This window comes from Nocardia sp. NPDC051981, from assembly GCF_040680715.1.
Classification (GTDB): Bacteria; Actinomycetota; Actinomycetes; order Mycobacteriales; family Mycobacteriaceae; genus Nocardia.
This window is the reverse complement of sequence record NZ_JBFAXK010000004.1, coordinates 241,312-255,047: the sequence shown is the minus strand read 5'-3', so window position 1 is coordinate 255,047 and position 13,736 is coordinate 241,312. Positions and strand designations below refer to the sequence as shown.

12 protein-coding genes are annotated in these 13,736 nt (G+C 67.4%); 9 read left to right on the top strand and 3 right to left on the bottom strand.

The window, feature by feature from the left end:
* Position 1 precedes the first annotated feature (1 nt).
* A complete protein-coding gene (locus AB0L60_RS10525; RefSeq protein WP_364610456.1) occupies positions 2-172 on the top strand; it encodes a hypothetical protein in 171 nt (56 codons plus the stop codon).
* A gap of 24 nt (positions 173-196) precedes the next feature.
* Here the strand turns inward: AB0L60_RS10525 and AB0L60_RS10520 are convergent, their stop codons facing one another.
* Positions 197-1,903, bottom strand: coding sequence for a helix-turn-helix domain-containing protein (locus AB0L60_RS10520; RefSeq protein WP_364610453.1), 1,707 nt, complete (start codon positions 1,901-1,903; stop codon positions 197-199).
* A 231-nt stretch (positions 1,904-2,134) separates the two neighbouring features.
* On the opposite strand from AB0L60_RS10520, the gene pruA reads away from it, so the two are divergent.
* The 3 genes from pruA to AB0L60_RS10505 all read left to right on the top strand — a co-directional run bounded on the left by pruA (position 2,135) and on the right by AB0L60_RS10505 (position 6,373).
* A complete protein-coding gene (pruA, locus tag AB0L60_RS10515) occupies positions 2,135-3,793 on the top strand; it encodes an L-glutamate gamma-semialdehyde dehydrogenase (RefSeq protein ID WP_364610450.1) in 1,659 nt (552 codons plus the stop codon).
* The gene (locus tag AB0L60_RS10510; RefSeq protein WP_364610447.1) at positions 3,793-4,752 is read left to right on the top strand and encodes a proline dehydrogenase family protein; all 960 of its coding nucleotides are present in this window, start codon (positions 3,793-3,795) and stop codon (positions 4,750-4,752) included. Before pruA ends, AB0L60_RS10510 begins: the two co-directional genes overlap by 1 nt.
* 193 nt (positions 4,753-4,945) lie before the next feature.
* Positions 4,946-6,373, top strand: a complete 1,428-nt coding sequence (locus tag AB0L60_RS10505) for an amino acid permease (protein ID WP_364610444.1) — start codon at positions 4,946-4,948, stop codon at positions 6,371-6,373.
* Positions 6,374-6,392: 19 nt separating this feature from the next.
* Here AB0L60_RS10505 and AB0L60_RS10500 read toward each other — a convergent pair whose 3' ends face one another.
* Entirely contained in the window at positions 6,393-7,055 is a 663-nt protein-coding gene (locus AB0L60_RS10500) for an HAD-IA family hydrolase (protein WP_364610441.1), read from the bottom strand.
* Positions 7,056-7,281: 226 nt separating this feature from the next.
* On the opposite strand from AB0L60_RS10500, the gene AB0L60_RS10495 reads away from it, so the two are divergent.
* On the top strand, positions 7,282-8,109 hold the full coding sequence (locus AB0L60_RS10495) for a thioesterase family protein (RefSeq protein WP_364610438.1): 828 nt from the start codon (positions 7,282-7,284) through the stop codon (positions 8,107-8,109).
* 201 nt (positions 8,110-8,310) lie between these two features.
* On the opposite strand, the gene AB0L60_RS10490 is transcribed toward AB0L60_RS10495, so the two are convergent.
* Positions 8,311-9,219 (bottom strand): EamA family transporter, encoded by a 909-nt coding sequence (locus AB0L60_RS10490; protein WP_364610435.1) that lies wholly within the window; start codon positions 9,217-9,219, stop codon positions 8,311-8,313.
* Between the two features lie 673 nt (positions 9,220-9,892).
* On the opposite strand from AB0L60_RS10490, the gene AB0L60_RS10485 reads away from it, so the two are divergent.
* The 4 genes from AB0L60_RS10485 to AB0L60_RS10470 are packed head-to-tail and all read left to right on the top strand — an operon-like array spanning position 9,893 to position 13,056.
* Positions 9,893-10,210 carry a universal stress protein gene (locus AB0L60_RS10485; RefSeq protein WP_364610432.1) on the top strand — a complete coding sequence of 106 codons (318 nt, stop codon included), beginning with the start codon at positions 9,893-9,895 and terminating at the stop codon, positions 10,208-10,210.
* A gap of 48 nt (positions 10,211-10,258) precedes the next feature.
* Positions 10,259-10,726 (top strand): nitroreductase/quinone reductase family protein, encoded by a 468-nt coding sequence (locus AB0L60_RS10480; protein ID WP_364610429.1) that lies wholly within the window; start codon positions 10,259-10,261, stop codon positions 10,724-10,726.
* Positions 10,727-10,763: 37 nt separating this feature from the next.
* A complete protein-coding gene (locus AB0L60_RS10475; protein WP_364610426.1) occupies positions 10,764-12,221 on the top strand; it encodes an FAD-dependent monooxygenase in 1,458 nt (485 codons plus the stop codon).
* 37 nt (positions 12,222-12,258) lie between these two features.
* Positions 12,259-13,056 (top strand): class I SAM-dependent methyltransferase, encoded by a 798-nt coding sequence (locus AB0L60_RS10470; protein ID WP_364610423.1) that lies wholly within the window; start codon positions 12,259-12,261, stop codon positions 13,054-13,056.
* Positions 13,057-13,736 lie beyond the last annotated feature (680 nt).

The following is a 13,736-nucleotide window of genomic DNA, read 5'->3' as shown; positions in this document are numbered from 1 at the left end:
GGTGCTGGAATATCTGGTGCACGGATGTACCGGATCGTTCCAGCGGCGATTGCAGGACCTCGGCGTACCGGCCACCGCCGTATTCCATCCGCTGGGCACGCATTCCTGGCCGTATTGGCAAGAGGATCTTCATGAATCATGGCCGATTCTGGAAGCGGCGCTGACGGAATAGGCCGGTACCGCGCTGGGTGGTTGCTCAGCGCCGGGTCGGCCGGTGCCGGTCTACGCCGCGGCGGTGGTGAGCCAGTTGCAGTTCGAGCAGCAGGCGATCGGCCGGGTCGTCGAGGTCGATGCCGGTGATGTCCTGGGCGCGGCGCAGGCGGTAGCGCAGCGTGTTCGGATGGACGCGCAATGCGGTGGCCGCGGCCCGCACGTCGCCGTGATGGCGCAGGTAGTGGTCGACGCTGGCCTCGAGCTGCGCGGCGTGACCGCGGTCGTAGTCGAACAGGGCGGTCAGGCGCGGGTCCTCGAGTTCGGGACGGGCGGCGATGAGATCGAGGATCTCGCCCAGCAGAACGGCAGTACGGGATTCGGCGAGAGTGGTCACCCGATCCTTCGGGAAGCCCGCCGCGGTGCTGTCCAGGACGCGGTCCACCTCGAGGCGGGCGCGGGCGACGTCGGTCAGCTCGGCGACGGGAATGGCGATGGCGGCGCGCAGGATCGGGGCGCCGGTGGATTCCAGCTGGTCGACCAGCTGCCGGGTCCAGGCGGTGACCGCGCGGGCCGAATGGTAGTGGGGGAGCAGGATGTAGGCGCGGTCGCCGATGAGAGTCGCCAGCGAGTCGCGGCGGAAGGCGCTCGCGCGCAAGCGAAGTGTGCTGCCCAGCGCCGACAGTTCCGCGGCGGCGGGAGTCGCGCCGGTGAATGCGAAACCGATGAGCGCGGCCGGGCCGGTCACCGGGATGCCCAGCGCACTCGCCACCGACGGCACATCGACACCGCCGCCACGCGCGCCGAACAGGCGCTGGATCAACAGGGCCTCGGTGGAGGGTGCGTCCAGGCTGCGCGAGATGATGCGCGCAGCAATCGCCGACGCGCCCCGCAGCACTTCGGCCGCATCGGACTTGAACGGCCGCTCGCCCTCCTGCAGCCAGATCGATCCGAGCACGGTGGCGGCGCTGCCCTCGCCCGGCCGCCGAATCCCCACGGCCAGACGGTGTTTGATGTCGAGCTCGGCGTGGGCGGGCAGGTCGATCACCTCGTCGGTGTGCCGCAGGCGGTCGAAGACACCCCACTGCTGCAGGATCCGCAGATACTCGCGCGGCCCCTCCCGGCCCAGGATGGATTGGATCCGCAGCCGGTCCGCGGCATCGTTGGAGGCCGAGTAGGCGAGCACGTGCGAGTGCGCGTCCTCGATGGTGACCATGCCGCCCGCGTTCTGCGCGATGATCTGCGCCAACCCGAACAGGTCGGTATCCGCGGCCAGCAGATCCTGGTCGGCGCTGTCGCGGGCCGGGCCGGTGCGATCCAGCATCCGCCGGATCAGCGGGTACACGTGATCCCATCGGGCCTGCGGATGCACCCCGACCACCGCCACCCCCGCCCGCAGCGCGGCCCGCCGCAACCCGCCCGCCGCGGCCGCGGACTTCGACAGCACCGCGCGGGGTCGCTGCGCCGGTACCCGCTGGGCGACCTCCTCGAGCCACCGCACGGCCTCGGCCTCGGCGATACCCACATGCAGGTACATGTCCGACATGGGTGCGTGCGCAACGGTTTCCGAGCTCAGGTCCGAACTGTCGACCAGCGCCACCGACCGGATGGCCACCCCGTCCCCGACCGGTGCGTCGACCAGTTCGACGAGCGTCGTGCCGAGTGCCCCCAGCAGTTCCCGCAGCGCTACTCCGGTTCGGTCGAGCTCGGCGGCCCGCAGACCGGTGGAGGTGTGGCGTTCGTCCGCGGTCATGCTGTCTCCGGTGTTCAAGCCTGGGTACTGCCGCGCCGGCACGCTCGGGCCTGCGGGTCGTGCCCGGAACAGCGCCATCGATCCGGGCACGCGCGCGTCAGCGGTGTTCAGCCGAACGTACAACAGATTCGGTGGTGCTTTGGCCGATCGGCTCAATATCCGTGGCGCGATTCGGGGTTGACTCGGCGTACTCGCCCGGTGACACGGGCCACAATCCGCCAGGAGGTTGTCATGGACGCCGTCACAGTCACTCCACCGCCGGTGAACGAACCGGTGGGGACCTTCGCGCCCGGCACCCCGGAGCGCGCGCGACTGCAGGCCGAGCTCGCCGAACTCGCCGCGACGCCGCTCGAGATTCCGCATGTGATCGGCGGGCGGGAGCGGCGGAGTGCGGGGGAGGTGGTGGATGTCGTACAGCCGCACCGGCATTCGGCGGTGCTCGGGACCATCACCGTGGCCGAGGCGCGGGATGCGGCCGACGCCATCGAGGCGGCGGCCGCCGCGGCGCCGGGGTGGCGGGCGCTGTCGTTCGACGAGCGGGCGGCGGTATTTCTGCGGGCCGCGGATCTGCTGGCGGGGCCGTGGCGGGAGACGGTGGCGGCGGCAACCATGCTGGGGCAGTCGAAGACCGCGTATCAGGCCGAGATCGACGCACCGTGTGAGCTGGTGGATTTCTGGCGGTTCAATGTGCACTTCGCGCGCGGGATCCTGGCCGGGCAGCCGATCTCGACGCCGGGGGTGTGGAATCGGGTGGAGTATCGGCCGCTGGAAGGGTTCGTGTACGCGGTCACGCCGTTCAACTTCACCGCCATCGCGGCCAATCTGCCGACCGCGCCGGCACTGATGGGCAATACGGTGGTGTGGAAACCCTCACCCACACAGGCGTTTTCGGCGTACTGGACGATGCGACTGCTGGAGGCGGCGGGGCTGCCGCCGGGCGTGATCAATCTGGTGCACGGCCACGGTCCCGAGGTGTCGGCCGTGGCGCTGGCCGATCGGCGGCTGGCGGGCATTCATTTCACGGGTTCGACGGGGACGTTCCAGCGGCTGTGGCGCACGGTCGGGGAGAACATCGCCGGGTACGACACCTATCCGCGGCTGGTCGGCGAGACCGGCGGCAAGGATTTCGTGGTCGCGCACAGTTCGGCGGATCCGGACGTGTTGAGCACGGCGCTGATTCGCGGGGCGTTCGATTACCAGGGGCAGAAGTGTTCGGCGGCGTCGCGGGCGTTCATTCCGAAATCGGTGTGGTCGCGCATGTCGGGGGACTTTCTGGGCAAGGTGTCGGAGCTGACCTACGGCGATGTCACCGATTTCACGAATTTCGGTGGGGCGCTGATCGATCGGCGCGCCTTCGACCGCAATGTCGACGCCCTCGAGCGGGCCAAGGCGACAGTCGGTCTGACCGTGCTCACCGGCGGGCGCACCGACGACAGTGTGGGTTACTTCGTCGAGCCGACCGTCCTGCTGGGCGAGGATCCAGGTGACGAGGCGTTCCGGACCGAGTACTTCGGGCCGATTCTGGCCGTGCACGTCTACGACGACGCGACGCCGCGCGGGTTCGACGCGGTGCTGGATCTGGTCGATCGCGGGTCGTCGTACGGACTCACCGGCGCGGTGATCGCCGACGATCGGACGGCGGTCGCGACCGCGTCCGAGCGACTTCGGTACGCGGCGGGCAATTTCTGCATCAATGACAAGCCGACCGGCGCGGTGGTCGGACAGCAGCCGTTCGGCGGGTCGCGGGGCTCCGGCACCAATGACAAGGCCGGGTCGGCGCAGAACCTGCTGCGCTGGACCTCGGCGCGCACCATCAAGGAGACCTTCGTGCCGCCGACCGATCACCGGTATCCGCACCAGGCCGTCGCGGCGGAAGCGGGGGAGCGCTGATGTTCACGACCGTGCTGCGTCCGGCACTGCTGGCGGCCTCGCGGTCGCCGCGGGTGGAACGGACGGTGACCGGGCTGACCGCGACCCGGAAGATGGTGCGGCGCTTCGTCGCCGGGGAATCCGAGGCGGATGGCGCGGCGGCCACGGGGACGTTGCTCGACTCCGGGCGGTACGTCAGCCTCGACTATCTGGGCGAGGACACCACCGACCTCGCACAGGCGCGCGCCACCGTCGCCCACTACCTCGCTCTGCTCGAAACCCTGGGTGATCTGCCCGGGTCCACGGGAGAGGTACGGCCGCTGGAGGTTTCGCTCAAGCTCTCCGCACTGGGCCAGGCGCTGCCCCAGGACGGCCACGCCATCGCCCTCGAACACGCCCACAAGATCTGCACCGCCGCCGCGACGGCGGGGGTCTGGGTCACCGTGGACGCGGAGGACCACACCACCACCGATTCCACCCTGTCCGTCGTGCGCGCACTGCGGGCGGACTTCCCCTGGGTGGGCACGGTGCTGCAGGCGTACCTGCTGCGCACCGAGGGCGACTGCCGCGACCTGTCCGGTCCCGGATCACGAATCCGCCTGTGCAAGGGCGCTTATCGCGAACCGGCCGGGGTCGCGCACCAGGGCCGCGACGAGGTGGACGCGTCCTATCTGCGCTGCCTCGACATCCTCATGCGCGGCCTGGGCTATCCCATGGTGGCCACCCACGACCCGGTCATGCTCGACGCTGCCACCCACTATGTGCGGGCGGCGCGGCGGGCGCCGGACCGCTTCGAGTTCCAGATGCTCTACGGCATCCGCGACGACGAACAGCAGCGGCTGGTCGCCACGGGCGCGCATCTGCGCACCTATGTGCCCTACGGCGACCAGTGGTACGGCTATTTCATGCGCCGACTGGCCGAGCGCCCGGCCAATCTCGCGTTCTTCCTGCGCTCGTTCGGACCGGGCGCGCGCCGCTGATCGGTGCCGCGATCGCACCGCCTCGGCGGACGCGCCAGGGCGGTGCGCGTCGGCCGGTTGGACAAGAACTCTGAACTTTATTTAACCAACCGCCCGATCACAGCATCGGCCATGGTCCGATTAGCTGAGCTAGCTCGGGTGTGACCTGCGTTACTGCAGAGTGGCGGTGCGCAGCGGAACGAAAGGATCCCGCATGTCCTTTGCGGAGTTGCGCGGCCAGATTCTGCGCCGCAAGCCGATCTCGGAGGTAGACGACGACACGCCCGCGGACGAGCGGCTGTCGAAACACCTCGGTCTGTGGCAGCTGACGGCCATCGGGGTGGGCGGCATCATCGGCGCGGGCATCTTCGCCCTGGCCGGGTCGGTCGCACACAATACGACGGGGCCCTCGGTCCTCATCTCGTTCCTGATCGCGGGTGTGGCCAGTGCGTGTGCGGCACTCTGCTACGCGGAATTCGCGGGCATGGTGCCCAAGGCGGGGTCGGCCTACACCTACGGGTATGTGTCGCTGGGTGAGCTGGCGGGCTGGTTCATCGGGTGGGATCTGCTGCTCGAGTACGTGGCGGTGGCGGCGGTGGTCGCCATCGGCGTGTCCGGCTACTTCAATTTCCTGCTCGATCAGATCGGAATCACCTTGCCGCACTGGATGCTCGGGGCCTCCGGCACCGGGGACGGGCATGTGGTGGATGTGTTCGCGATCCTGTTCTGTCTGGGCAGCGCGTGGGTGCTGTCGCGCGGCATCAAGAGCGTGGGACGGTTCGAGACGGTCGCGGTGGGGATCAAGGTGGCGATCGTGCTGCTGATCATCGTGCTCGGCCTGTTCAAGATCGACAGCGCGAACTACCACCCGTACTTCCCGTTCGGCACCGGCGCGGTGTGGACGGGCGCGGCCACGGTGTTCTTCGCCGTCTTCGGCTATGACGCCATGAGCACCGCGGCCGAGGAATCCACCGAGGCGAAAAAGCATCTGCCCAAGGCGATCATCTACTCGCTGGCCATCGCCATGGTGCTGTACGTGCTGGCCACGTTGGTGCTCACCGGCATGCAGAAGTACACCGAGATCAGCCCGACCTCCGGGTTCTCCACCGCATTCAAATCCGTGGGGATGCCGGGCATCGCGAACATCATCGCCATCGGCGCCATCGTCGGCATCATCACCGTGGTGCTCACCTTCATGCTGGGCGTGACCCGCGTCTGGTACGCCATGAGCCGCGGCGGGCTGCTGCCGGAATGGTTCGCCAAGACCCATCCCACCCGCAAGGTGCCCACCCGGGTGACCTGGATCGTGGGCGCCGGCTCGGCGATCCTGGCCGGGCTGCTGCCCATCAATACCGTTGCGGAGCTGACCAATATCGGCATCCTGATGGCGTTCATCGTGGTCAGCGTGTCGGTGATCGTGCTCCGCTACACCCGCCCCGACGAGCCGCGTGAATTCCGGCTGCCGCTCATGCCGGTGGTGCCCGTGGTGGGCATCGGCTTCTCCATCTATCTGATCTGGTCGCTGCCCTGGGAAACCTGGGTGCGCTTCGTGGCCTGGCTGATCGTCGGCCTTATCGTGTACTTCGGCTACTCCCGCTTCAACTCCCGCCTGGGCCACCCGACAGCGATCGAAAACGCCTGAGCCGGAGACCATTTCCGGGTCAGGCGGATACGTGAACGGCGATCGAGCCGCTGGGGAGCGGCTCGATTCGTATGTGGGTGAGGTCGGGGACGTGGGCGGTCGGGTCGAGGGTGGCGGCGCGAGGACCGACGCCGACGACGCGCATGCCTGCCGCCTTGGCGGCGGTGATGCCTGCTTGTGAGTCCTCGAAGACCAGGCAGTCGTCGGCTGAAAGGCCCAGTTCGGCGGCGGCTTTCAGGAAGCCTTCCGGATCGGGCTTGCTCACCGTCACCGATTCGGCGGTGATGCGAACCCGAGGGATGGGTAGGCCCGCCGCGGTCATCCGGGTTTCGGCGAGGACGTGGTTGGCGGAGGTGACCAGGGCATGGGGGAGATCGGCGAGGGCGGCCATGAACTCTGGCGCACCGGCGATGGGTATGACGCCGTCGACGATGGTGGCTTCCTCGGCGAGCATGCGGTCGTTGTCGGCGCGGTTGAGCTCAGCGGGACGGTCCGGCAGCAGTTCGGCCATGGTTGCCCAGCCCTGGCGGCCGTGTGCGACGGCCAGTACATCGGCCACCGCCAGGCCGTGCTCGGTGGCCCAGCGTCGCCACAGCAGCTCCACTACGGCTTCGGAATTCACGAGCGTGCTGTCCATATCGAGCAGGAGGCCGCGGGCGGCAAGCGTGGCATCAACCGTCATAAGCTGGTTATAACCACAAGATGCCGGGCGTGCAATATGTCTCGAATCCGTGTCTCGGGCAAAGGAATTCCCACGCATCGCACCCCGGAGCTCGTTACGCAGCCCCAGGGTCCACGCTTGCGCCCTCTATAACGGTCGTTATGGTCGGCGGAGGCTATTCTCCGACGAGGCGGAGGGCCACGCGTTCGCGCGCACGAATCTGCAACTGTTCGAAGGAGAATTCGTCTTGGGGTCGACCACAACCCTCGAGCACCCGTTCGATACCGCCATCGCGTTGACGGCGGATGGGGAAGGGCGCTTCCTCGGCCGCACCGCGGCCGAGTACTCGAACATGGTGGGCCCCTTCGGCGGGATCACGGCCGCCACCATGCTGCGGGCCGTTCTCGATGACCCGCGTTGCGCAGGCAGTCCGCTGTCGCTGACAGTCAACTACGCGGGGCCCATTGCCACGGGAGCGTTCACCATCGACGCCGAGCCCGTGCGGACCAATCGCACCACCCAGCACTGGGTCGTGACCATGCGGCAGGACGACACGGTGGCCACCACCGCGACCGTGGTGTGCGCGCTGCGTCGCCCGACCTGGTCCGACACCGAGATCAGCCCGCCCGCCGCGCCCGCACCGGACTCCCTCGAGGTGGCGGAACTGCCCGAATCGCCTGCGTGGCTGCGGAATTACGAGATGCGGTTCGTGGCGGGCCGCGGGCCGTTCGCCGGGGGCGATGGCGGCGCACCGGCGCCGACGTCGACCTCCACCCTGTGGGTTCGGGACACGCCTGCGCGCTCGCTGGACTTTCCGGCCGTTGCGGCGATGAGCGACATCTTCTTCCCGCGCGTCATGCTGCGGCTGGGCCGGATGGTCCGCGCGGGCACCGTCTCGCTCACCGTCTACTTCCACGCCGAGCTCGACCCGCTCGCCGATCCCGGACGGTTCGTTCTCGCGACCGCCCGGGCACAACACTTCGGCAATGGCTTCTTCGACCAGTCGGCCCACCTGTGGACCGAAGAGGGCACCGCGCTGGCCACCAGCCACCAGCTCGTGTACTTCAAGGACTGACAGAGAGGATGTAGGTGAGCACCTCCCCACCGGGTCTGACCAAGGACTGACTGACCTGGGGTCTTCAGCGGGAGCTGTCGCCCCGGGCCGGGAGGTGCTCGTGCGCACCCACTGGGTGTGGCGTTGTGACACGCCGCACCTCGGGTAGCAGTCCGCACGCCCCGGCTACAGATGACGAAAATGTGTGGGGAGCAGCAGCTTTCACCGTTTCACGGGGAATGTCAGGGCGGCCAGACCGGCACCGAGGACGACCAGACCGCACCAGGACAGCACGGGTAGGCGCTCGCCGACGACGGTGACGCCGAGCAGAGCCGCGACCGCAGGCTCGGCGAGCGTCAGGGTGGCGGCGGACGCCACGGTGGTGTGGCGCAGTCCGTAACCGAACAGGCGGTAGGCGAGGAACGTCGTGAAGAACGCGAGGTGCAGGGCGACCGCCAGGCCCCGCGGCGTGGTCAGCCAGATCGGGCCGGAGGTTGCGACCACGGGCAGGACCAGGACGGCGGCGAGACCGAACATGATGCCCATGACCGAGCCGGAGGCATGGCCGCGGGTAATGAGGGTGCCGCCGATCAGGGAGTAGACGGCGTAGGTGAGGCCCGCGCAGGCTGCCAGCAGAATGCCCAGCAGGTCGATCGGGGTCGCATTGCCGAATCGGGGCCCCATAACCAGTACGGCGCAACCGATTACGGCCAGCCCGGTGGCGGCACACCATCTCGCGGACGGTCGCCCCCGGCCGGTGAACCAGGCCAGCAGGCCCGCGAAGACCGGTGCGCTCCCGAGGGCGATGACCGTGGCCACGGCCACGCCGGTGCGGGCCACGGCCGGATAGAAGGTGACCGGATACCCCGCCACGGCACACGCGCCGAGCAGCAGCCACCGTTCCGACGCGGCGGCACGCATCCGATGCCCGCGGCCGGTGACGAACAGCAGCAATCCGCCGAGGGCCAAGCCGGCCGAACCAATTGCGGCAGCGGATGTTCCGGCCGGAGCCAGCGATGCCGCGGTACCGGTGCTGCCCCACAGCACCGACGCGGCGAGGATCGGCGCACTACCGCGCCAAGAGGTCGAAGGGGTGTGTTCAGGGGCGAGCGTGGACGTGCGTTCGGACACTGTCGAGTACTCCGTCGTCGAATTCCGAAGGGGGGAAGGAATCGAAACGGGCGCACGCCGAAACCGGGCTGCCGTCGGAGGTCAGCCGGAACGCGAAACGAGAGTCTGCCGCTGCGCCCGTTCAGGCGGCCGGCGGCGGCGTGACGGAGTGCCAGAACGTACCCATGGGTCGAGACTACCCAACCGTCTCGCGCCCGGTCCGCCCGGTGGCCAGGTGGTGGCGGTTCCGGCACGTTTCAGAGTGATCAGCGGAGTGAGGTAGCGCTCGAGTACGTACCCGCCGAGGGGGTGTGCGGCGCGGGCGGCTTCGTCGACTTCGGCGGCCGTCCAATCGCTGAAGGTGCTGAAGTGCCGCTGACAATGCGGGTAGATGGTGGAGCGGCCGCATCATCAGCGATGCGGCCCCTCGAACCGGAACCAGGCTCGTCCTGCGTGTTCGCACCCGACATAGGTGGTGTCTTCTGCCACTTGTTCATCTGCCTGTTCCTGCTCCATGGTTGATATGTGTAAGCACACCGTTCGATCGATCCAGCGGAGGGACGATGAACGTACTGCCTCGGCCGATTCTTATCGGGTATGACGGTTCCGCCGGTGCCGTGCGGGCTATCGATGGTGCGGGCAGACTCTTCGCGGCTAGCCCCGCGGCGTCGTCTATGTGTCGGCGGTGCCTGCGTTGCATGTGCACGCCACATCTGTGGCAGCTCTGCGTGAGGAGCTCATCGAGGAAGTGCGTTCCGCTGCTCGACACGACGCCGCAGCGGTTGCCGAAGAAGGAGCCCGGCTCGCCCGCAAGGCCGGCTTGGAAGCCACGTCACGAACCGTCGAATCGGCAGACTCACCGGCGTCGGTGATCATTGAGGTGGCCGCACAGGAGAATGTCGCGGCGGTGGTCGTCGGCCGGACCCTTCGGGGAGATTCCGTTCCCTGGTCGCTGGGCAGCGTCTCGCACCGGATTGTCGACCACATCGATATGCCTGTCGTTCTCGTATGACGCTGCCGCACCGCAACATCGCAAGGCGACGGAAAAGGGGTTATACCCATGTCTTTCAATTCTTCGCGCGGAACCCGGGGCGTTCCTCAGCCCGCCGTTGTCAAGCCGTTCTTCAAGTGGTTCAACAAGTTCATGGCTAGTCGAATCCGCAAGACCGGCAAAGCTTTTGGGAACATGCCTGCCCTGGTGCTGACCACCGTGGGAGCCAAGAGCGGAATCGAACGCACCAATCCCGTCGCCTATTTCCCTGACGGACAGGGCAACTGGCTGATCGTGGCATCCTTCGCCGGGGCGGCGAACAACCCAGCCTGGTACCACAACATCGCCGCCCACCCCGACCAAGTGCGCATCAACATCGACGGGCGCACCGAAACCGTCACCGCTGAAGAACTTCACGGAGCCGAGCGTGAGTCCGCCTGGCAACAGATCACAGTCGCATCCCAACGCTTCGCGCAATACCAAGAAAAGACCGACCGCCAACTACCCATCATCCGACTCACTGCACACCGAACCTGAATCGGCTCCAACTCGCAGGGAACGAAGGGAAACCCTGATGGCTGAGGGGGATGCCTCTACACGGCACGCGCAGGTGCTCGTCGTCGGCGGAGGGCCGACTGGAATGACACTGGCCGGGGACCTGGCCCGGGCCGGCCGGGACGTTGTCGTGTTGGAGCGGTGGGCGCATATCAACCCGTCGAGCCGGGCGTTTGCCACCATGGCGAGCACCCTGGAAGTCCTCGACAGCCGGGGCCTGACCGATGAGCTTCTCCAGAAGGGAACCACCGCCGAGGCCGTGCACATGTTCCGCGGAGCATCGCTGGATCTGCGCCGGCTGCCGTCGCGCTACCCGTTCGTGTTCATCACCCCCCAGACCAACGTCGACCAAGCCCTGGACCACTACGCCCGCGATCACGGGGCCACTATCGTGCGCGGGGTCGAGGTCATCGGACTACGGCAGGAACCATCCGGGGTCACGGTCGCCGCGCAACCCCACGGCGGCGGCCAAACCATCACCTGGCATGCGCAATACGTCGTCGGCGCAGACGGGGCGCACAGCACCGTGCGCGAGTTGCTGGGCGAACCCTGTCCGGGCAAGGAGGTCCTCACCTCGGTCGTGCTGGCCGACGTCCGGCTGGGTAACGGCCCACACGACGGCGGACTGACCCTGGGGAGCACCCGCGAAGTGTTCGGTTTCCTGGCCCCCTACGGCCACGACAACCTCTACCGGTCGATGACCTGGGACCGGCGCCATCAACTGCCCGACAGCGCCGAAGTCCAACCGGGAGAAGTCGAGAACGTCCTTATCCAAGCCATGGGCCGCGATATCGGCGTGCAGGACATCACCTGGAAGTCCCGCTTCCACTGCGACGAACGTCAAGTCCAGCATTACCGGACCGGCAGGGTATTTCTTGCCGGAGACGCCGCGCACCGGCACACCCCCATGGGCGGGCAGGGGATGAACACCGGCATCCAGGACGCCGTCAATCTCGCCTGGAAACTCGACCGCGTCCTGGCCGGCGCCCCCGACACAGTCCTGGACACCTACCACACCGAACGTCATCCAATCGGCAAGCGGGTCCTACTGCAGAGCGGCCTGATGATGCGGGCAATGATCCTCCATTCGCGACCCGCCCGCTGGGCACGCAATGTCCTGACCCCGACGCTGCTGCACATCACACCACTCAACCGGGCCATCGCCGGTAGCTTCTCCGGTGTCACACTGCGCTATTCGCGCCATCGCAACGAGCACCGCCTCGTCGGGACACGGGCCTACCAGGTACCACTGCGGGGAACCCGGTTGTCGGTGCTGCTACGTAACCCCGGATTCGTCCTGGTCCGCACACCGGCAGAACCACCCGTGACGAACTCCGATGTCATCCAAGCCCAACGCACCGACGACGGTCCCGCACTACTCATCAGGCCTGACGGCTACATCGCCTGGGCGGGCTCGAATACCGCAGACCATGCCTGGCGCAACGTATTACACGAATGGACCGGACACTCGGCATGATGCCGACCCCGAGATCGACTTGAAAGGAAACGACACCATGGCTGACAACCCGACCGGGTCCCCGCCCAAGTCGCTGACCCACGATCCCGAGTCCTACGAAAACCTCTACCGCGGCAAGCCCGCCTTCCCGGGCGCACCCGCCCCCGAGGCCATCCCCTGGGACGTCCGCCAGGCCCAGCCGCGACTGATGGAACTCGAAGCCCTCGGCGCACTCAAAGGACACGTGCTCGACGTCGGCTGCGGACTGGGTGACAACGCCATCTACCTCGCCAGCCACGGCCATACGGTCACCGGCCTCGACAGCTCGCCGACCGGCATCGAGCAGGCCCGCGCCCGCGCCGCCGACGCCGGCGTCCAGGTGCATTTCGACGTCGCCGACGCCACCAGACTGACCGGCTACGAAGCCGAGTTCGACACCGTGATCGACAGCGCCCTCTACCACTGCCTCGACCACGCGGGACGGAATGCCTATGCCGCAGCCCTGCATCGCGCGACCAAGCCGGGTGCACGGCTGTTCATCTACTGCTTCTCCGATGACAGCGTCAACGGCGTCATCGCCCCAATGGAGGCCGTGCAGGCCTCCGAGATCCGTGACACCCTCCCCAGCGGCGGCTGGCGAATCGACTTCCTTGGCCGCACTACATTCCTGGGCAACGCCTCAGGCTTCAGCGGAAGCTTCGGCAAACTCCCCGACTCGGTCTTGGCCCAGATGCCGTCCGAACTCGCACAACGGATGCAACGTATGGCGGAACGAATGGCCGTCATCCTGCCCCTCATCGACGACGGCCGCATCCACCTGCCGTGCCACGTCGTCCACGCCACCCGGATGGACTGACCCAACCAATCCCCCGCAGCCACACGGGGTCCCGGTAGTAACGGCGCATCGCAGAACCTTCGGCGTCACCCGCAAAACCATCTACCGCCGCCTGGAATCCGCCTGACCGCAACGGCCGCGTGCAACTGGAGCCAGCGCAGCATCGGTCCTGTCGCCAATCCGGTGCCGGCGACGAGTTCGACCACCTGGACGCCGGACCGCAGCAAACCGAACTCCCGCAACCGTTTCCACAGTGCGGCTGGGTAATCAGGTCTGGCTCGATCGTAGATCTCTGCATGGGCATCGAAATGCATCGGACCGAGCCCGACCGCTGGCGGCATTCGGCTAAGAGCCGTCCGAGGGCCCGGGCCGCGAGGGTTGAGCCAGACATTTTCCTAGCCTTTCTATCGAAGGCATTGAAATTTGACCCCCCCGTGATGGAGGTTCGGTGCTATCCCGCGACCAGCCGATCATGGCGGCCCCAAATCCCATGGCATCGGAGTAAATCTGAGTTCCTGTCCAACCCATCCACCACCGACCATAGCGAATTGCCAACGATGACAATCGAATACGCGCATCTGACCATGCGGACACACCGGAATTGTCTGGCTTCGGTGTGTCCGGTGAAGAACCAGGCCAAGCGTCGGCTCATCGCGTGCGGGGCGCCGGCACCCGCCGACGCTCGACACGGAGGGAGTTGA